The 20,988-nt window shown below is 69.9% G+C and carries 8 protein-coding genes and 2 pseudogenes; 7 read left to right on the forward strand and 3 right to left on the reverse strand.

What is annotated here, in order from left to right; translation table 11 throughout:
• Positions 1–17: 17 nt before the first annotated feature.
• The 3 genes from F0357_RS25160 to F0357_RS07730 all read right to left on the reverse strand — a co-directional run bounded on the left by F0357_RS25160 (position 18) and on the right by F0357_RS07730 (position 5,300).
• Positions 18–3,170: a non-ribosomal peptide synthetase gene (locus F0357_RS25160; RefSeq protein ID WP_312861500.1), complete on the reverse strand. Its 3,153-nt coding sequence runs from the start codon at positions 3,168–3,170 to the stop codon at positions 18–20.
• Positions 3,171–3,315: 145 nt separating this feature from the next.
• The gene (locus F0357_RS07725) at positions 3,316–3,633 is read right to left on the reverse strand and encodes a putative quinol monooxygenase (RefSeq protein WP_312861691.1); all 318 of its coding nucleotides are present in this window, start codon (positions 3,631–3,633) and stop codon (positions 3,316–3,318) included.
• 524 nt (positions 3,634–4,157) lie between these two features.
• Positions 4,158–5,300 (reverse strand): phytanoyl-CoA dioxygenase family protein, encoded by a 1,143-nt coding sequence (locus F0357_RS07730; RefSeq protein ID WP_312861501.1) that lies wholly within the window; start codon positions 5,298–5,300, stop codon positions 4,158–4,160.
• Between F0357_RS07730 and F0357_RS07735 the strand changes: the two genes are divergently transcribed.
• The 7 genes and pseudogenes from F0357_RS07735 to yghU all read left to right on the forward strand — a co-directional run bounded on the left by F0357_RS07735 (position 5,205) and on the right by yghU (position 20,973).
• Positions 5,205–6,008, forward strand: a complete 804-nt coding sequence (locus F0357_RS07735) for a thioesterase II family protein (protein WP_246161599.1) — start codon at positions 5,205–5,207, stop codon at positions 6,006–6,008. The genes F0357_RS07730 and F0357_RS07735 overlap by 96 nt on opposite strands.
• A 181-nt stretch (positions 6,009–6,189) precedes the next feature.
• Entirely contained in the window at positions 6,190–8,970 is a 2,781-nt protein-coding gene (locus tag F0357_RS07740; protein ID WP_153479805.1) for an ATP-binding cassette domain-containing protein, read from the forward strand.
• Positions 8,970–9,845 (forward strand): annotated as a pseudogene (locus tag F0357_RS07745) (AMP-binding protein); the annotation flags it as partial. The gene F0357_RS07740 and the pseudogene F0357_RS07745, both read left to right, overlap by 1 nt.
• A gap of 131 nt (positions 9,846–9,976) precedes the next feature.
• Positions 9,977–10,150 (forward strand): annotated as a pseudogene (locus F0357_RS25460) (hypothetical protein); the annotation flags it as partial.
• Between the two features lie 27 nt (positions 10,151–10,177).
• Positions 10,178–11,083, forward strand: coding sequence for a phosphopantetheine-binding protein (locus tag F0357_RS25465; protein ID WP_376767791.1), 906 nt, complete (start codon positions 10,178–10,180; stop codon positions 11,081–11,083).
• Positions 11,080–20,007, forward strand: a complete 8,928-nt coding sequence (locus tag F0357_RS07750) for a type I polyketide synthase (RefSeq protein WP_312861502.1) — start codon at positions 11,080–11,082, stop codon at positions 20,005–20,007. Before F0357_RS25465 ends, F0357_RS07750 begins: the two co-directional genes overlap by 4 nt.
• A gap of 90 nt (positions 20,008–20,097) precedes the next feature.
• Positions 20,098–20,973 carry a glutathione-dependent disulfide-bond oxidoreductase gene (yghU, locus tag F0357_RS07755; RefSeq protein WP_153479808.1) on the forward strand — a complete coding sequence of 292 codons (876 nt, stop codon included), beginning with the start codon at positions 20,098–20,100 and terminating at the stop codon, positions 20,971–20,973.
• The last annotated feature ends 15 nt before the right edge of the window (positions 20,974–20,988 follow it).

The raw sequence follows: 20,988 nt of genomic DNA on the forward strand, positions 1-20,988 counted from the left end.
CGCGGTCGCCGGGGCCATCAGATCGGAAGCTCGACGCGCGCGCGGCGGCGCGGCGCGATGGCGAGCCCCTCGCCGGCAGAGTCCGCCGTCCGGCTCGCCAAGCGCAACGCGAGATCGGCGATGTTGGGCGCTTCGAAGATGTCCGACACTTCGGCGGGCAGCGAAAGCTCGCGGCGGATGCGGGCGATCATCTGCATGGCGAGCAGCGAACTGCCGCCGTGCGCGAAGAAATCGTCACGGCGACCGATGTCCTGGACGCCGAGAAGGTCGCGCCAGATCGCCGCGAGGGCCTCCTCCCGCTCCCCTGCGGGCGCTTCCCGAGGCGCATCCGCGGCAGCCGAGCGTGGCAGCGCCGCCCGATCGACCTTGCCGTTCGCGGTCCGCGGCAGCCGGCCGTGGCGAACGAAGGCCTGGGGGATCATGTAGGCCGGCAGCTTGGTCGCCAGCGCCGCGCGCAGCGCCTCGTCCGCCGGCATGTCGGTGCCGGCGATGTGGGCGACGAGGCGCGCGGTGCGCCCCTCGCCCTCCTCGGCGACCACCGCCGCCTCGACGATCGCGGGTTCCCACAGGATCGCGGCCTCGACTTCGCCCGGCTCGATCCGGTAGCCGCTGATCTTGAGCTGCCGATCGCGCCGGCCGTGGAAATAGAGCCGGCCGTCGAAACCGTAGGAGACGCGGTCGCCGGTGCGATAGGTCGGGGCGAAGGTCGGATCGGCGCAGAATGGGTTGGGCCGCCAGCGCAGCGCGGTGCCGGGCGGTACGCCGACATAGAACCTCGCCACGGCCGGACCGGAAATGACGAGTTCACCGATCGTCCCGATCGGACAGAGCCGGCCGTGGCCGTCGATGACGTAGAGACGGGTGCCCGCAATCGTGTGGCCGATCGCAACGGAGCCCTCGATCGTCTCGGGCCGCGCCTGTTCGACGGTGACCCAAACGGTGCCCTCGGTCGGGCCGTATTCATTGCAGATGCGGCAGGAAGGCAGGCGCGCGGCGTGCTGTGCGACGAGCGCTGCCGGGCACGGCTCCGCCGCGACGCGTGCGACCTGCATGGTCGGCAAGCCGTCCGGACCGGCGGCATCGAGGATGAGCCCCCACAGCGACGGCATCATGCAGGTGTGGGTGACGCCCGCCGCGCGGATCAGCGACGCGAGACGTTCGGGATCCTTCGCCTCCGACGCGCCGGGCAGGGCGAGCATCCCGCCCTCGGCGAGCGTGCAGAACAGGCCCGTGACGGAGCCGTCGAAGAAGAGCGGGAAGGTCAGCAGCAGGCAGCGGATCGGATGGTCCGGATATTCCGCTGCGCTCGCCGCCGCGTGGTAGCGCAGATTGTCGTGGCCGATCGAAACGCCCTTGGGCGTGCCCGTCGAGCCGGACGTGAAGATGAGATAGGCCTCCGCCTCCGGCCCGGGCGGCTCGATGGCGCCGAGCGCCCCGACATCCGGCACGATGTCCTCGATCAGCACCAGCGGGCAGGTTGCGCCGGCGGGCGCATGGGCACGGTCGGTAACGATCGCGGCGACGCCCGCCGCCTCGAAGATGCGCGCCCGCCGCTCCGGTGGGGCCTCAGGATCGACCGGTACATAGGCCGCGCCGGCGAAGTGGACCCCGACGATCGCCGCGATGGTCTCCGGCGCGCGATCGAGCAGAACGCCGACACGAGCGCCAGGCGCCGCACCGGCCTCCGCGAGCCGCGTCGCGACACCGGCCGCGAACGCCCCAAGCGCGCCGTAAGTCATGATCCGGCCGCCCGCCCACACCGCCGGCGCGTCCGGCCGGGCGCGGATATGGGCGAGAATCTGGGCCGGCACCGTCGCCTCGGCGACGCTCAGCGGCGCGCCCACGAAATCCTCCGTCAGCACGCGGACGGTTGCCTCGGGCAGTACGTCGAAGGCGCTCGCGGGCGCGTCGAGCGCATCGGGCAGCCGGCGCAGCGCCGTCTCGATCATCGCGAGATATTGATCCGCGAGGGGATCGGAGACATGGCGGCGATCGAACATCAGCTTGATGGTGAGGCCGTCGCCGATCTCGACCATCAGGTTGAGCGGCATGTCCGGCAGGGTGACGTCGCCCATGTCGCGCAGGCTCAGGCCGGCGGCGGCGAAGGCCGCGGCAAGATCGAGCGGGTAGGTCTGCACCGCGATGAGGCTCGTCATCGGCAGCGCCGTGCGCGGCAGATCGAGCAGGTCGCGGACGATGTCGAGCCCGATCGGACCGGCGTCGCGACCGGCCGCCCGGCCGGCCTGCAGGCGGGCGAGCCACACACGCAGCGGGCTGTCGTCGATGGTGACGCGGGCGGGCAGGATCCCGATCTGCGGTCCGACGAGATGAGACGATTGATCGCCGAGAAGTTCCGGCGGGCGGACCGTCTCGACGCAGCCGAACAGCACGTCGTCGGCACCCGCGGCGCGGGCGAGCACGAGACCCCACGCGCCTTCGACGAGGGTGCTGAGCGTCAGCCGCTCGCCGCGCGACAAGGCCGTCAGGCGCGCCGCAAGGACGGGCGGAAGATCGACCGCGCGCTCGCCGATGATGGGGGCCGATCCGACCGGCTCGACGAGCGGGTCCTGCGGAACGTGCCCCTCGAGCGCGGCCGACCAGAACGCGCTCGCCGCCTCGCGGTCCCGCCGGGCGTCCCAATCGACATAGGTGCGGAAGGGAATGACCGGGGCGGGGGCGCGGCCGCGATAGGCCGCGAGCACTTCGTCCACGATCAGCCCGAGGGACCAGCCGTCCACCACCAGATGATGCCGCGTCCACAGCACGACATGACGGTCACCGGCGAGCCTGACGAGGCGGACCCGCATCAGCGGCGGACGCTTCAGGTCGAACGGATTGGCGCGGTCGGCGGCCATAAGCGCATCGAGGTTGGCGCGCCAGTCGGAGGCGGCCGTCCAGTCGAGCATTTCAACCGCGAACGCGGGCGCGCTCAGAGCGACCTGGAACGGGTCTTTCTTGATTTCCCAGTGAACGCCGGAGCGCAGCGCCGTGTGGCGCGCCACCACGCTGTCCCAGGCGGCGCAGAAGGCGCGCTCGTCGAGCGCGCCTTCGAATAGAGCCCACCATTGGCCCATATAGAGCGGCTGATCGGGATAGCTGACGCACCGCACAAGCATGGCGCGTTGCATATCCGTGAGAGCGTAGATGTCTTCGATCGGCCCACGCGCCACGGCTCAGACCTTCACTCAAATGATCGTCGGCAGGCGGGTGGTTCCCGCGAATCGAAGCAGCGGCGGCGATAAAGATCGCCGCCACCGCCAAAAGCTCAAGAAATACCGAAGTGCCTGCCGGTCAAACCGTCAGACCCTGAGGATTTCAGAGGCTCTCGATGTAGAAGCCTTCGCCCTTGATGTCGCCGTCGCAAAGCTTCTGGAGCTTCTCGACGAGACCACCGCCGTCCTTGGCGTGCGGGTTCGAAGCCATCTTGTCGAAAGCGGCCTCGCTCTCCCACACGGTCACGACGCCGTACATGGTCGGATCCTGCTTGGCCTTCATCAGGCCGAAACCGACGAGCCCTTCGATGACTTCGCTCGGCTTCTTGCCGTCATTCGGAAGCATCTCCTTCTCGAGGAGCGCGCGAGCTTCCTTTTCGCTGCCAGCTTTAACATGGCAACGCGAAATAGTCATGAACATACCAGCCACGGAAGTACCTCCAGCTTTAAGCCCTCAGGGCGAGAGACGGCTATCACACGCGTATGACACTTTGAATGACGTTTTTTGGGTGTATTTTTTCATTGAGCTGCAGAGCGTTTCCAATACAAGTTAATTTGCAGCCTCAAAAAGGTGCTGTTATTCTTATCTATATTGAGGCGTACAGAGTGCACGTTGGCGTCGGCCAACCCCGCGCGATCCCACCCGGATCGATCTACCAGGAACCGACCGAAACGGCGCAGGACCGCCCTTTTTGCCCCACGTCCGCCGACTTTAGCCGCCGCATCCGCTGGATCAGGGTTCCCTGCGAAAATTTTTGTAACAGACGAATGAAAATAAGAAAATATTGCACGAGAGTTCACTTTGGCGGCGGTCACGCCCAGAGGGCGGATACGCGCGTCCCGCGGACCGATGGAATCCGTTCCAAGGGCGAGATCTGCGGTTCGAACGGCGCCCGGTTCCGGCCGCCGGCGTGGGCGACCGGAACAACGCAGGCCCGGCTGCGCTCAGCCGAACGGCCGCAGCGACGGGAAAAGATTGCCGCGGATCGGCTGTCCCACCGCGAGATCGACGTCGAAGCCTTCCGCCACCAGCCGCTCCACGACCGATCCGCCGTGCGGCGCCAGCACCGCCGTGTCGTCAACCCAGCGCGTGACCATGCGGCGAGTGTCGTGGGTCAGCGTGTTGCCGGGCGAGCCGTGCAGCGTGCGGGCGTGAAAGACGAGGCAATCGCCGGGTTCGAGATCCCAGCTCAGTATCTCGTAGTCGCCCCGGTTTGCCTCGATGTTCGGAACGAGGTCGAAGACCTTCTCGTCCTCGAGATTCAGCGAGCCGTGATACTTGGAGTAGAACTCGTCGATGCGCGCCAGCGGCTCGTCGCCGCGCTCGAAGAAGGCCGGTGGCATGAAGAGCCGGCCAAGTCGATGCGAGCCGCGTACGAATTCCAGCGTCGCCGCCTTCGGGATTGGATCGAGCGCCACCCAGATCGAGCAGAACGGGCCGAGCACGACGTTGTCGTGATGCCAGGGGGTGCGCACCTGCGTGCCGGGCGTCTTGACGAACCACGTGTCCTGCAACAGCCGCACCTCGTCGGTGCGCAGGCACTGGGCGGCGATCGCGGCCGACGGGGATTCCAGGGCGAAGCGCTCGAACTCGGAAATCTCACGGCGGGCCCAGAGGTCCGAGTAGAACGCGCCGGCCCCCTCCTGCCCGAAGCGCTGGAACATCGGGGTGGGGGTTTCGATGTTGCGGCGGATGCCCTCCGCGGCAAGGTCGAGCCAGGATTGATCGAACAGGCCGCGCAGGCAGATCGCGCCGTCACGATCGAGGCTGTCGACGACGTCGCTGGGGATCTTCACGGTTTCTGCAATCATGGCTTCAGGTCTTCTCGATGGCTGATTGACAATGACAAGACGGGTTGCGCGCAGCTCGCGGGCGGGATCGGGGACCGTCGCGACGGCGCGCTCCGCCCAGAGAGGCGGTTTCTTGGGGTCCGCGCGATCGGGCGCGACGCCGCACCATCCGCTTTCCGGGCTCGAAGCATGACAGAAACGATGCCGCCTGACCATGCGCCCCGGGATGCGGCTTCGCTCGTCCGCTGGTCGCGCCGACCTGCCCCCGGCCGACCTTCGGCCGTGTTCTTTCCGCATGCCGGCGGCAGCATCCTGTCCGCCGCGCGGATCGCCCAGGCCCTGCCGGCGGCGATCGGCTTCGGTGCCGTGGCGCTGCCCGGGCATGATCTCGACGGCGGAGAAGCGCTCCGCCGAGCCGATATCCTGGCGGCGCGGATCGCCGACGATCTCGGCGACGATCTCCAGCGCGACGGCGGCCGCTGCCACCTCGTCGGCAACAGCTTCGGGGCGCTGCTCGCGTTCGAAGTCGCCCGCATCCTCTCTGTCCGCCTTGGGTCGGACGCGGCGATGAAGAGACTTCACCTCGTCGTTTCCGGCTTCCGCTCGCCGTCGCTGCCACCGTCCGACGTCCCGCTCCACCGGCTGCCGAGGGCCCATCTCGTGCGCGAGCTCGCCGAACGGTTCGGCCCGCTGGGCACCAGCGCCGGCGGCACCGATCTCGACGCGATGCAGGAGGCTGCGCTGCGCGCCGATCTCGAAGCCTGCGAAACCTATCGCCTGCCTTCGCCGACCGCGCTCGCCTGTAACATTTCGGTCATCGATCTCAGGCGTGATCCGTCGGTCTCTCATGAAGAGAAGGCTGCCTGGCAGGACGTCGGCGCAGGCCCGATCGAAATCGTGCCGCTCGACGCCGATCACTTTCCCTGGATGAGCGCGACCTTCGCATTCGCGGACGTCCTACTCGCATTGATGCAAACCGCAGACCACGCCGGAGCCTCCTCGTGACGATGTCCGCGCGACCTTCCCCGCCGAGGCCCAGGGCGACCGGCAGGCACCCGCGCGCGGAACGTCCGCCCTGCCCACGGTACACACCACGAATGTGCACCGTGACGCTGCGATCTTCACCGAGGGGAGCGGCCTCGCCCCCCCTCAACGGTTCCCAACCGTCCATTGCAAAGAGCTCGCCATGTCCGTCGGACACTTTGATTGGTTCAAGAAGCACGACACCGAGGACGAACTGCGCCACAAGCTGGAGCGCCTCTATTCCGTGGTGTGCGGACGGCTCGCCCTCAAGGCAGACCCGGCGTTCATCGAAGAGGCGCTCGCGGAGAACCCGGAGGAGGCGAAGCGCGAGCCCGTCCGGCGGCTCATGCGCCACCTGCTGACCTACAAGCTCGCCATGCCGAGCGGGGCGTGGGGACTGCTGGGGCTCGGCCTCCTGCATTCCGTGCTGCTCGAGATCGGCCGCGAGGACGGCGGCAAGCCGGATCCGATCGTCATCCAGCGCGAGGAGGCGCGTGATCTCGCCGGCCTCGCACGCCGCCTGCAGCTCCCGGAGGTCGACAAGCACGATATCCGACGGGCCGGCGCCTTCGTCGAATATCTGCTGCGCACCCGCGGCCCGCGCGGATTCGCCAAGTTCGGGCGCAAGATGGGAACCGACGGCTCGGTCGAGAAGGCGAGCCGCGCCGTGACCGGACTGAGCGCGAGTGGCCTCGAACTCGCGTGGCAGCAATCCATCAAGGCGACGGACCACGAGAAGGGGCCGATGACGCTCATCCTCTGGGTTGTCCGGGCCTCTCTGAAGCACAAGGCGTTGCTGACCCTCTTCCTGATCGCCAATGCCGTTCAGCTTGCCTACTCCGTAAAAGTACCCGTATGGCTGCAGGACCTATTCAACAACGGCATCGAAAAAAATAATATATCGGTCATTCAGCACTATATAACCCTGCTTTCCGTCGGATTTCTTTTCGCATCCGGCTTCGGCGTGCTGTTGGACTACACCGTCGCGAAGCTGGGCCCGCGGATCATGAACGACATCCGCGAGCGCATGTTCGTCAAGGTGAACAATATCGACGGCCGAGTGCTCGCCCTCGCCGACACCGACGAAATCGTCGCCGACTTCACCAACGATCTCACGGTTCTCGAAAAGGCTGTGATCTGGGCGATTCCGAACCTGTTTTCCAAGGCGCTCGTATTGATCGGCTCGGTCTACGTCGCGTTCACCCTCGACACCAGGCTCGCAATTGCCACCCTCGCTTCGCTCATCGTCGCATTCTGGTTGCCGCGCAGCTTCAGCCGCCGCGCTGTCCGCTACAACTACGAGCGTGGCTCCGAGGACGCCAAGGTCAGCCACATCGTCAAAGAAAACCTTTTGATGCAGCGCATCATCCGCATGTTCGGACTGCGCGAGCTGCAATCGAAAGTGTTCAGTGATCAGATGCGCAAACTGTTCCGCGCAAGCTATCATCAATATTTCTCGTCGAACCTGGTCGGCCGGATCACCAATTTCGGCGTCAGCGCGGCCCAGTTGATCGTGATCGGGCTCGGCGCCGTCCAATCGGTCGAAGGCCAGGTATCACCCGGCACGATCGTGGCGTTCATCACGCTGCTGCTGACGATCGGCGGGGCGGCCGGCTTCATCGGCGCACAGCTTCCGCTCGTCATCCAAGGCGTCGGCGGCCTCGCGCGCGTCGATTCCCTGCTCGACAAGCCGGACGCCGCGCCCGAGCCGAAGAACCCGGAGACACTCGACGGCCCCGTGCGCTCCGTTCGCTTCGAGAACGTGAACTTCAGCTACGACGACACCACGCCGGCGCTGACCGATGTCTCGTTTTCCGTCGAGTGCCCGAAGCACGTGATGATCGTCGGTCCCTCCGGCTCCGGCAAGACGACGGTGCTCAGGATGATCGAGAACCAGTTCGCCCCGTCGGGGGGGCACATCCGGATCAACGGGATCGACACCCGGCTGCTCGGCGAGACGCAGCTCCGTTCGCTGCTGTCCCTCGTTCCGCAGGAGACGATCCTCTTCCAGGGCTCGGTGCGCGAAAATATCCGCATGGGCAAGCTCGACGCCACGGAGGAGGAGATCATCGCGGCCGCCAAGGAGGCCGAGATGCACGAGATCATCCTGTCCTTGAGCGACGGCTACGACACCGACGTCGGCGAGTCCGGGAACAAGCTCTCCGGCGGTCAGCGCCAGCGCATCGCCATCGCGCGGGCGCTGTTGCGCGATCCGCAGATCCTTCTCCTCGACGAGGCGACGTCGGCCCTCGACGCGGCAAGCCGCACCGCGATCGAGAAGACCCTCGCCAAAGTCACGGAAGGGCGGACCGTATTCTGGGTCACCCATGATCCCACCCAGTGTGCCAACGCCGATATCGTCATCGTCGTGAAGGCGGGCCACCTCGCCGAGATCGGCACCCACGCCGAGCTTCTCGCCGCCAATGGCGTCTATGCCGACCTCTGGGAGAAGACGGTCATCGCCAGCGGTGACGCCGCCGTGTCCCGCGAGCAACTCATCGAGCGCATCCTGCGCCGGCCGGTGATGCGCAACGTACCGCCCGTGTTCGTCGAGACGCTGGTGTCGCGGATGCAGGTCGAGATGGTCTCGGCGGGAACGCCGATCACCATCGAAGGGCAGCGCTCCGATAAGCTCGCCATCATCACCCAGGGCGAGGCGCTGCAGAGCGTTCACCTCGCCGACGGCACGCTGCAGCCGATCACCGTGTACGAAATCGCCGATTTCGTCGGCGAGACGGCCGCGTTGGCCGACGCGACGGAACTGACCCAGATTGTCGCCCGGACGTCGTGCCGTCTGCTCTCCATCGACCGAGACGCGTTGCGGAAGGTCTTCGACGAATACCCCGAGATTTCGAACCGGATCATTGCCGATCTCGGCAGCCGCTACGAGACGCTCGGGAAGCAGTTCGCCTGGCAGAAGCTGCACGGCCCGGAGCCTGTGTGATGACGTCCTCCGATCCTACGCCGAACACGATTGCGGACCGCCTCGCAGCGCTCGCTGCCGACCCGGCGGGCCGCTGGTCGATCACCTTCCTCGACAGTGCCGGCGCAATCGCCGAGCTGCGCGGCGCCGCAGAGTTACAGGCTCGCGCGGCCGCCGTTGCCGGCCTCCTCGAGCGCGAGACGGTACCGGGCGAGCCGGTGTTGCTCGTGTTCCAGCCGTGCGTCGACTTCCTCGTCGCCTTCCTCGCCTGCCAATGGGCGGGACGGCTTGCGGTGCCGATCAATCCGCCGCGGCGGCACCGGCTCATCGAACGGCTCCAGGCTGTCGCCGCCGACAGCGGTGCGAAGGTGGCTCTGACCGGCGGCGGCGTCGCCGAAGCCGTCGGGCTCTGGCAGGCGGAAAGCTCGATCCTCGGCGCGATCCGTTGGCACGACCTCGGCGCCGTGCCGGACGATCCGTCGCTCGCCGCGCCGCGCCGCGCCGTCGATCCGGAAGCGACCTGCTTCATCCAATACACCTCCGGCTCGACCTCGCTGCCCAAAGGCGTCGAGGTCAGCCACCGCAACCTGATGACCGACATGGCGCGGATGGCCGCGGTGTGGGATCTGAGCCCGGCGAGCACCATGGTGACATGGCTGCCGGCCTTCCACGATCTCGGCCTCATCTACGGCCTGCTGCAACCGCTGTTCTCGGGGTGCCCGGTGGTGCAGATGGCACCGAACAGCTTCTTGCAGCGCCCGATCCTCTGGCTCGAGGCGATCACCCGCTTCGGCGGCACCCACACGGCCGCACCGAGCTTCGCCTACGATCTCTGCAATCGCCGCATCCCGGCCGAGCAGCGCGGCGGCCTTGATCTGTCGAGCCTGGTCATGGCGATGAACGCGGCCGAACCGATCAACACCGAGGTGATCGACACCTTCGTCGCGACGTTCGCCCCCACGGCTTCCGCCGCGCCGCCTTCGCGCCCGCTTACGGTCTCGCGGAATCGACGCTCGCGGTCACCGCGAGCCCGACCGGCGAGGACCCCCTCGTCTTCCACCTCGATCCCGCCGCGCTCGAGCAGGGCCGCATCGTCGAGGTCGCCGCCGACACCGCCCGCGCGCGGGTGCTGTCGGGCTGCGGCGCGCCGCTCCCCGACGTGCCGATCGCGATCGTCGACCCGGAGACGCGGCGGCGCCAGCCGCCCGATCAGGTCGGCGAGATCTGGGTGTCCGGCCCGACCATCGCCCGCGGCTATTGGCGCCGCCCGGAAGAGAGCGCGGCCACCTTCGGCGTCCGCATCGCGGGTGAGGACGACGGACACGGCTATCTGCGCACCGGCGATCTCGGCGTCCTGATCCGGGGCGAACTCGTCGTCACCGGGCGCATCAAGGACCTCATCATCCTGAGCGGCGCCAACCATTATCCCCAGGACATCGAGCGCGTCGCGCAAGCGGCCCATCCGGCGATGCGCGTCGGCAACGGCGCCGCCTTCAGCCACGCCGACGACCACGGCGCCGAGCAGGTGGTGCTCGTTCAGGAGCTCGAGCGGACCCAGCGCCGGGCCGATCCCGAGCCCTTGTTCAGCGCGATCACCAACGCGGTGTGGCGCGAGCTCGAGATCCAGCTCGCGCGCATCGTGCTGGTCGAGCCCGGCGCGGTGCTGCGCACCTCGAGCGGCAAGATCCAGCGCAATGCCAACCGCCGCGCCTGGCTCGACGGCGAGATGCCGGTCGTCGCGGAATGGCGCGCGGCCAAGGCCCGCGCGGCGAGCCCGGCAGCGGCCGAGATCGCGGGCGGCCCCTCGTCCGAGGCAGCGGCGCTGACGCGTTGGCTCCGCGCCTGGCTCGCGGCGAAGCTCGAAATCCCGGAGGGCGAGATCACCCCCGATCGCGGCCTCGGCGAACTCGGGCTCACCTCGATCGACGCCGTCGAGCTCTCGGCCGAGCTCGGTCAGCATTGCGGACGCGAACTCTCCGAGACCTTCGCGTTCGACTACCCGACCGTGCGGACGATGGTCGACCACCTCTGCGGCGCCCCTGCTCCCGCCGTCGCCTCGTTGCAAGCCTCTGCCCCCGCCTCCGGCGGCGACATCGAGGAATTGCTCTCCATGATCGAAGGAAAGCTGCCGTGAGTTCGGATTCGGATCGGCGTACCGACCTGTCGCACCGGCTGGCGCGGCTTCGCCCCGAACAGATCGCCGATCTTCTCCTCGGCCTCGAGTCCCGCCTCGACGGGGCACGGCAGGAGGCGGCGCGGGCGGCCGAGCCGATCGCGATCGTGGGCATGAGCGCGCGGTTCGCGAGCGCCGCCTCGGTCGAGGACTTCGCCGCCCTCCTGTTCTCCGGCACCGGCGCGGTGCGCCCGGCACCGGGCGACCGCCCCGAGCGCGACGGCCTCTGCCCCGCCGGCTATGTCGACGGCATCGACCGCTTCGACGCCGGCTTCTTCGGCCTCCGGTCCGACGAAGCGGACGCGATGGACCCGCAGCACCGCCTCGCCCTCATGCTCGCCTGGCACGCGCTGGAGGATGCCGGCTACGCCGACGCCGCCCGCCGTCCGCGCGAGACGGGCATCTTCCTCGGGCTCGGCACCAACGATTACGAAACCCGGTTCCACGTCGGCGAGGCGCTGCCGCCGTCGGCGATCCTCGGCAACGCCCGCTCCATAGCCGCCGGCCGCATTTCACACTGGCTCGACGTGACAGGGCCGGCGCTCGCGATCGACACGGCCTGCTCCTCGTCGCTCGTCGCCGTCCACCTCGCCTGCCGCTCGCTGCGGGCGGGCGAATGCGACCTCACGCTCGCCGGCGGCCTCAACCTCATCCTCGACCCGGACCTGACCGAAGGCCTCGCCGCGGCGGGCATGCTGAGCCCGAGCCATGCCTGCCACACCTTCGACGCGGCGGCCGACGGCTATGTGCGCGGCGAGGGTGGCGGCCTCGTCGTCCTGAAGCGGCTTTCCGACGCCCGTCGCGACGGCGACCGCATCCGCGCCGTCGTCCGCGGCAGCGCCATCAATCACGACGGCCACGCGAGCGCGCTCACCGCGCCGAACCGGTCCGCCCAGATCGCCGTGGTGACCGCCGCGCTCGCCGATGCCCGGCTGGCGCCGTCCGACGTCCAGGTCGTCGAATGTCACGGCACCGGCACGCCGCTGGGCGATCCGATCGAGGTGCAGGCGCTCGCCGAAAGCTACGGCCCCGGCCGCACCGCCCCCCTGCTGCTCGGCGCGGTGAAGACCAATATCGGTCATCTCGAAGCCGCTGCCGGCATCGCCGGCCTCATCAAGAACGTGCTCGCCCTCGAAGCAGGGCGGCTCCCGGCCACCGTGCGGCACGGCAAGCCCAATCCGCGCATCGCCTGGGACCGGCTGCCGGTGAAGGTGGTCGATCGGGAAATGCCCTGGCCGGCGGCAGCGGTTCGCCGCGCCGCCGTGTCGAGCTTCGGCTTTAGCGGCACCAACGCCCATGTCGTCCTCGAGGCCGCGCCCGAGGTGCAAGCGGAGGCCGTCTCCGCACGGCCCCTGCCCTTCATCCTGCCGCTCGCGGCGCCGGACCGGGAGGGCCTGAAGCGCCTCGCCGGAGCCGTCGCGGCGGCGCTCGGCGCGGAAGGTGGCCCGAGCCTCGACGCCGTCGCGGCGGCGCTCACGATCGGCCGCGGTCGCTTCCGCGAACGGGCCGCGATCGTCGCGGCCGACCGTGCGACGGCGATCGTCGCGCTCACCGCCATCGCCGAAGGCGGCGAACCGGCGCTGGGCGCGACCGGCACCGCGCCGGCGGAGCCCGGGAAGATCGCCTTCCTGTTCTCCGGCCAGGGTAGCCAATGGGCCGGCATGGCGGCCGACCTCTACCAGCGCGACGCCGCCTTTCGCGCGATCGTCGATCGCGGCGCCGCCCATCTCGGCGACACCCTCGCCGCGCCGCTCACCGACCTTCTGTTCGACCCGGAGGGCCAGGAGCGGCAGACCGAGACGGCGAACGCCCAGCCGGCGCTCTTCGTTCTCGAATATGCCCTCGCCGAGCGGCTGAGCGCCTGGGGCGTTCGTCCCGATATCGTCGCCGGGCACAGCCTCGGCGAGTGGGTCGCGGCCTGTGTCGCCGGCGTCCTCGCGTTCGAAGACGCGCTCGACCTCGTGGTCGCCCGCGGGCGGCTGATGGGCGCGCAGCCGCACGACGGCGCGATGCTCGCAGTGTTCGCCCCGGCGGAGGCCGTTGAGCGCCACATCGCGGCGCACGCTCCCGCCGTCGGCATCGCCGCCTTCAACGCCCCGGACGAGATCGTCGTCTCGGGCTCCACGGACGCGGTCGCCGCGCTCTCCGCCGATCTCGAAGCGGCCGGCATCGGCCACCAGCGCCTGCGCACCAGCCACGCCTTCCATTCGCACCTGATGGAGCCGGCGCTTGCCCCGTTCGAGGCCGCCGTGCGGGAGGTCCCGCTCGCCGCGCCGCGGCTCCCGCTCGTCTCCAACGTGACGGGGACGACGGACGCGCCGTTCACCGACCCGGCTTATTGGGCGCGCCAGATCCGCGCGCCGGTCCGCTTCACCGAGGGGATGGCCGCCATCGCCGCGCAGGGCGCAGCCGTTGTGGTCGAGGTCGGCCCCGCCGCAACGCTTCTCGCGCTCGCCCAGCGCACCCCGGCATTCGCCGCGGAGACGACCCGGTTCGTGCCGCTGATGCGGCGTAACCGGGCGGCGGCGGAGACGCTTGCGCTCGCCCTCTGCCGGCTTTATTGCGCCGGCCTCGACATCATCTGGCCCGGCCTCCCGGCGAACGCACGCCGTGCCTCCTTGCCGGGCTATCCCTTCGCCGACGAGATCCGCTGGATCGCCCGGCCGGCGCGGGCCGCTGCCCTCACCCCGCAGGCGCTCGCCCCGCAGGCCGCCGCGGCCGCTCTAACCACCGCGATCACGCGGACCACCTCCGCGGCGCCGGCAAAGCCGCTCGATCCGGAGGAGGTGCGCGCCGCGGTGCTCACGAGCCTCGGCCGCACGCTGCAACTCGATGCCGCCGCCCTCGGCTCCGACCTCGGCTTCTTCAGCCTCGGCGTCGATTCCCTGGCCCTCACCGAGGCGGTGGCGACGCTCGAGAAGCGCTGGAAGATCGCGATCCCGCGGATCGAGGTGTTCGAGACGCTGACGACGCCGCATTTGCTGACCGAGCGGATCGTCGCCGCGGTCGTGGCACGCCCGGCCGAGACGTCCGCCGAACCGGCGGCCCCTGCGATCCGCGGCGCCGTCCCTCCGGCACCGTCCCAGCAGCCCGTCGCCGCCCCGGCCGCGCCCGCCGTCGCGGCGCCGCCGACCGACGCCCGGGCCCAAGCCTTCATCTCGGACTTCGCCGCGCGTTACGTGGCGCGCAGCCCGGCCTCCCGCGCCCAGCGCGCGACCTATGGCCGGGTGCTCGCCGACAGCCGCGCCGTCGCGGGCTTCCGCACCGACACCAAGGCGATGCTCTATCCGATCATCGGCGTGAAGGGGGTCGGCAGCCACATCGTCGATGCCGACGGCAACGACTATGTCGACCTGACGATGGGCTTCGGCGTCCAATTGTTCGGCCACAACCCGTCCTTCACCGTCGCGGCGATGCAGCGCCAGATCGCCGAACAGGGCCTTTTCCTCGGGCCTCAGGCGCAGAAGGCCGGCGACGCCGCCGCCCGCATCTCGCGCGTCACCGGCAACGAGCGCGTGGTGTTCTGCAACAGCGGCACCGAGGCGGTGATGACGGCGCTCCGCCTCGCCCGCCACAAGACCGGCCGCACTCTCGTCGCGATGTTCGCCGGCTCCTATCACGGCCATTTCGACGGCACGCTCGCCCGCTCCGCCGCCGACGGAGCGAGCGCACCGCTCGCAAGCGGCACGCCGAACGGCATGCTCTCCGATGTCCTCGTCCTCGATTATGCCGACCCCGAGGGCTCTCGGGCGATCCTCGCCGAGGTCGCCGACCGCCTCGCCGCAGTCATCGTCGAGCCGGTGCAGAGCCGGCGGCCGAGCCTGCAGCCACGCGAATTCCTGCAATGGCTGCGGGGCTTCACCGAGGCGACCGGCGTCGCGCTCATCTTCGACGAGGTTCTGCTCGGATTCCGCGTCGCGCTCGGCGGCGCCCAGGCCTGGGCCGGCGTGCAAGCCGACATCGTGACCTACGGCAAGATCGTGGGCGGCGGCCTGCCGATCGGCGTCGTCGCCGGCAAGCGGGATTATCTCGACGGGATCGACGGTGGCACCTGGTCGTTCGACGGCGACGGCGGACCGACCGCGGAGCGGACCTTCTTCGCCGGCACCTTCAACAAGAACCCGCTGACGATGGCGCTCTCGGTCGCCGTGCTCGAGCATCTCGAAGCCGAAGGGCCGGCGCTCCAGACGCGGCTCAACGCGCGCACGGGCGAACTCTGCCGCCGCCTCAACGCCATGCTGGAGGACGAGGGAAGCGCGCTGCGGGTCGAGCATTTCGCCTCGCTGTTCCGCTTCTCCGGCGCGAGCGACCTGTTCTACAACCAGCTCATCGCGAACGGCGTCTATGTCTGGGAGGGGCGCACTTGCTTCCTCTCAACCGCCCACACCGCCGAGGATCTCGACCGGGTCGTCGATGCGGTGCGCGCGAGTGCCCGCGCGCTCGGAGCGGTCGGCCTGATCCCGGCCGCCGCGCGGCCGCCGGCGAAGATCGCGGTCCCGCCCGCTCCGGGCCAGAAGGCGCTCTGGGTCCTCTCCGCCTTCAGCGTGGAGAGCGCCGCCGCCTACAACCAGACGCTCGTGATCACGTTCGACCGCACGCCGGACGTCGCCGCGCTGAACGCGGCGCTCGGCGATCTGGTCGCCCGCCACGATTCCCTGCGGACGGCATTCTCCGAATCCGGTGAGGAGACGTTCGTCCATCGCCGTGCGGCCATCACGCTCGAAACCGCCGGCGCAGCCGATGAAGAGGCGGCGGCCCGCCGGCTCGCCGCCGACGCGGCGCGACCGTTCGACCTCACCGCCGCTCCGCTCCTGCGCGCGACGCTCGTCACCTTCCCCGACGGCCGCGCCGCGCTCGACCTCGTTCAGCCGCACATCATCACCGACGGTTGGTCGATGCAGGTCACGGCGAACGACCTCGCCCGCCTCTACACCGCGCGCGTCCGCGGCGCGATCCCGGACCTCCCGCCGGCGCCGCGTTATGCCGACTTCGCCGCGTTCGCCAACACGGCCGCGACTGACCCCGCCGCCGAGGCCCATTGGCGGGCGACCTTCGAGACCGCGCCGGCGCCGCTCGCGCTGCCGACCGACCGGCCGCGCCCGCCCTTGCAGACCTTCGCCGGCGCCCGTCTCGAAGCCCGGCTGCCGGCGGCGCTCGCGGCGCGCCTGTCGGAGCGGGCCCGGAGCCTCGGCTGCTCGCTCTTCACGCTGTGCCTCGGCGCCTACGGCCGGCTCCTCGCCGATCTCACCGGGCAGGACGATCTCGCCATCGCGATCTTCGCCGCGGGCCAACCGATGATCGGCGAGCCCGGGCTCACCGGCTATTGCATCTCCACGGTGCCGGTGCGGCTCGCCCTGCCGCAGGGCGCCGACGGCATCGCCGCCGCGCGCGCCGCGATGACCCGGGCGATGGCCTATCCGGCCTATCCCCTGTCGTCGATCGTGAAGGCCGCGCAGGTCCGCCGCGATCCGGCGCGCCCGCCGCTCGCGAGCGTCTCGTTCAACCTCGACAAGGTCGAGGCGCTCGCCCCGTTCGCCGATATCGCGACCCGGGTGCGGGCGAACGAGCACGGCAGCGTGCGCTGGGATCTCAACTGGAACCTCCTCGCGGACACCGACGGTCTGCTCATCGAGGCGACCTACAACCGCGACCTCTTCGATGCGGCGCGGGTCGAGGGCTGGATCGCCCGCTACGAGGCGATCCTGCGCGGCCTCCTCGGCGACACGGAGACCGTCGCCCCGCCGTCCTCCGTCGCCGAGCCGGTCGCGAGCCTCGCCGATCACGTCGCCCGATGGGCCGTGGAGCGCCCGGACGCCGCCGCACTCATCGATCGCGTCGGCACCCTCACCTGGCGCGACCTCGCGGCCGAGAGCGGCAACCTCGCCGCCCGCCTCGCCGCGATGGGCGTCCAAGCGGGCGATCGCGTCGCCCTCTGCCTCGAGCGCGGCGCCGGGCCGGTCGTCGGCATGATCGCCGCGAGCCACCTCGGCGCGGCCTTCGTGCCGCTCGATCCCGACCACCCGGCCACCCACCGCGCCGGGATCGTTGCCGACAGCGGCGCCAAGGCCCTGGTGATCGACGAGACCGTCTCCGGCCCGCATCCGGACGTGCCGGTCATCGTCTGGTCGCGGGGCGGCCAAGCCGCCGAGCCACCACCCCGCGCGGCCGTTCAGAAAGACGACCTCGCCTATATCCTGTTCACCTCCGGCTCGACCGGGCGGCCCAAGGGCGTGATGGTGCCTTGCGGCGCGGTCGAGACCTATGCGCGGGCGATGCTTGACCGGCTTGCCGTTCCCGCCCCGGCCGCGTTCGGCATCGTCACCTCGTTCGCCGCCGATCTCGGCTATACGTCGGTCGTCGGTGCCCTCGTCTCCGGCGGCACGCTGCATGCCATCGACGCCGCGACGGCCCGCGACCCGGACGCCCTGATCGCCTGGACGCGGCGCACCCCGATCGACGTCCTGAAGATCGTGCCGAGCCATCTCTCGGCCCTCCTCACCGCGCCCGACGCGACGGCATTGCTGCCGCGTCGGGCCCTCGTCTCGGGCGGCGACGTGCTCACCTTCGATCTCGTGGACCGCCTGCACGCGCTCAGCCCGACCCTGCGCGTCTTCAACCATTACGGCCCGACCGAGACGACGATCGGCTGCACGATGGTGGAGGTGACGGATACGGTGCCGCGCGGCGAAGCCGGTCGCGTGCCGGTCGGCTATCCCCTCGGCGACGCGGTCGTGGAGATCGTGGACGAAGCCGGCGCCGTCCTGCCGCCGGGGGAAACGGCGGAAATCCGCGTCCGCGGCAGCGGCGTCGCGCTCGGCTATGTCGGCCGCGACCCGCGGGAGCCGTCCGGCTTCCGCACGCTGGCAAGCGGCGAGCGCTGCTACCTTACCGGCGACCTCGGCAGCCGGGACGCGGGCGGCCTCGTCACCTTCCTCGGCCGCAACGACGACATGGTGAAGATCCGTGGTTACCGGGTCGATCCGAACGGGGTCGCGGTGGCGATCCGCGGCTGTCCAGGCGTCGCCGACGCTGCGGTCGTCGTCGACCGCACCGCCCCGGGCGGCGCCCGTCTCGTCGCGGCCGTCGTCGGCACGAACCTGGACACGGCGAGCCTCGGCGCGCGGCTCGTCGACCTTCTGCCCGAGGCCCATCGGCCGGCGGTCCTCGGCCTCGTCGATGCCCTGCCGCTCAACGCCAACGGCAAGGTCGACCGCCAGGCGATCCTCGCCCGCCTCGCTCCCCCGGAGACGCCGCGGGAGCCTTCAGCCACCCCGGACGCCGAGGTGATGGGCGAGCCGCTCGCCACCGTGCTGCGGCTCTGGCGCGAGGTGCTCGGCCGCGACGCAATCGGGCCGAATGAGGATTTCTTCGCCCTCGGTGGGGATTCCATCATGGCGATCCAACTCGCCGGCAAGGCCCGCGCGGCGGGTTGGCTGATCAGCCCGACCCAGATCTTCGCCCACGCGACGGCGGCGAGGCTCGCCCTCGTGGCCAAGCCGGTCGAAGCGGCGGCGAAGGCCGATCGCGGCCCGGTCGCCGGCCCGGTGCCGCCGACCCCGATCCAGCGTTGGTTCCACGGCATCGCCATGCCCGACCGCCGGCATTGGGCGTTGACGGCGATCTTCGAACTGCCCGACGCGGTCTCCGAGGGCACTCTCGCCGAAGCGCTGGCCACGGCGATCGCCCGTCACGATTCCCTGCGGACCGCCATCGCCGGCCCTGCCGGTGCAGAGTACCAGGACGTGGTCGCGACCGCGCCCTCGCTCATGCTCGAGCGGGTCGCCAGCGAAGGGATCGCCCATCTGGCGAGCGCCGAAAACGAGCTCGCCAACCGGCTGATCGGGCATCTCGATCTCGCCTCGGGCGCACTCGTCGCCGCCGGCATCGCCGCGGCCCCCGGCGTGCGCCATCTCGTCATCGCCGCCCACCATTGGGCGTTCGACATCGTCTCGTGGGGCATCCTCGCCGACGACATCGCCGCCGCGATCGCGACCCCGCCGCGGCCGGTCGCGCCGCCGCCGACCGCTTGGTCGTGGTGGTGCGCCACGATGGACGGCGAGGCCGAGCGCTTCGACGGGGAGCTCGATTATTGGCGCGGCATCGAGGCGCGCCACGTCGTTCCGATCCCCCTCGACAAGCCAACCGCGCGCGACCTCGAAGGCGCCGCGGATCTCGTCGAATCCCATCATGAGCGCACCCGCGCCGAGCCGGTCCTCGGCGGGCTCTCCCGGCGATACGGCCTCCAGACCCACGAGAGCGTTCTCGCCCTCGTCGCTCGTGCCGTCTGCCGCTGGGCCGGCGGCCCGGTGCTGCTCGACCTGGAAAGCCACGGCCGCGAGCCGCTCGATCCGACGATCGACCTGTCGCGCACCATCGGCTGGTTCACGGCGCGCTATCCCCTCGCGACGCCCGACTTGGCACTCGACGATGTGGAAGGTTGGCTGAAGGCGCTGAAGGAAGACGTCCGCGCGGTGCCGCACCATGGCCTCGGTTACGGTCTGCTGCGTTATGCCCGCGGCGCACCGCTCTCGGCACGGCCAACGGTGTCGTTCAACTTCCTGGGCGAGATCGGCCGGTTCGGGCAGAGCGGACTGAAGCTCGTGCGGCTCGGTGCGGGCCGCGAGCGCGATCCGAAGGCCGAGCGGCCGCACCGGCTCGCCTTCAATGCGTGGCAGGAGGGCGGGGCGCTCGCGATCCGCTGCGAGTTCGGAGCCGGCCACGCAGCGGATTCGATCGATGCGCTGATGGCCGGGCTGCGCAAGGAGCTCGACCTCCTGGGCGAGGCTGCCGAAGGCGGCGGCAGCGTCTATACGCCGAGCGATTTCACGGGCATTGCGATGAGCGAGGACGAACTCGCCGCCCTGGTCGCCGATCTCGATTCCTGAGATCGGCGGACCGCCTCACGGGTGCGGCCGCGATCCTATATAGAGACGCCACGCGGCCGCGCCGCCGCGTGCCGACATCGAGGAGCGACCATGACGGATTCCGCCGAGTACACGCCGCCGAAAGTCTGGACCTGGGACAAGGCGAACGGGGGCCAGTTCGCGAACATCAACCGGCCGATCGCCGGCCCCACCCACGACAAGGTCCTTCCCGTCGGGCGCCACCCGCTCCAGCTCTATTCGCTGGCGACGCCGAACGGGCAGAAGGTGACGATCCTGCTCGAGGAACTGCTGGCGGCCGGCCATACCGGCGCCGAATACGACGCCTGGCTCATCAAGATCGGCGACGGTGACCAGTTCGGCTCGGGCTTCGTCGAGGTCAATCCGAACTCCAAGATCCCGGCGCTTCTAGACCGCTCCGGCCCCGAGCCGATCCGCGTGTTCGAATCCGGCGCGATCCTGCTCTATCTCGCCGACAAGTTCGGCGCCTTCCTGCCGAAGGCGATCCCAGCGCGCACCGAGGCGCTCAACTGGCTGTTCTGGCAGATGGGCAGCGCGCCCTATCTCGGCGGCGGGCTCGGCCACTTCTATGCCTATGCGCCGGTGAAGATCGAATATGCGATCAACCGCTTCGCGATGGAGACCAAGCGCCAGCTCGACGTGCTCGACCGCCGGCTCGCCGAGGCCGAATATCTCGCCGGCGACGAATACTCGATCGCCGACATCGCGGTGTTCCCCTGGTATGGCGGCCTCGTGAAGGGCTGGCTTTACGGTGCCGGCGAGTTCCTCTCGGTCTCCGAGTACAAGAACGTGCTGCGCTGGGCGGATGCCATCTTCGCCCGTCCCGCGGTGAAGCGCGGCCGCATCGTCAACCGCGCCTTCGGCGATCCGGCCGAACAGCTCCACGAGCGCCACGACGCGAGCGACTTCGACACCAAGACCCAGGACAAGCTCGCCGCCGCGTCCTGAGGCATCTCTTATAAA

The sequence above is a fragment of the Segnochrobactrum spirostomi genome, from assembly GCF_009600605.1.
Classification (GTDB): Bacteria; Pseudomonadota; Alphaproteobacteria; order Rhizobiales; family Segnochrobactraceae; genus Segnochrobactrum; species Segnochrobactrum spirostomi.

What these genes read in the sequence shown, in the direction of transcription:
- F0357_RS07725 (WP_312861691.1), bottom strand. Translation starts at nt 3,633, where the DNA reads ATGTTCATGACTATTTCGCGTTGCCATGTTAAAGCTGGCAGCGAAAAG.
- F0357_RS07735 (WP_246161599.1), top strand. Translation starts at nt 5,205, where the DNA reads ATGCCGCCTGACCATGCGCCCCGGGATGCGGCTTCGCTCGTCCGCTGG.
- F0357_RS07730 (WP_312861501.1), bottom strand. Translation starts at nt 5,300, where the DNA reads ATGCGGAAAGAACACGGCCGAAGGTCGGCCGGGGGCAGGTCGGCGCGA.
- F0357_RS07740 (WP_153479805.1), top strand. Translation starts at nt 6,190, where the DNA reads ATGTCCGTCGGACACTTTGATTGGTTCAAGAAGCACGACACCGAGGAC.
- yghU (WP_153479808.1), top strand. Translation starts at nt 20,098, where the DNA reads ATGACGGATTCCGCCGAGTACACGCCGCCGAAAGTCTGGACCTGGGAC.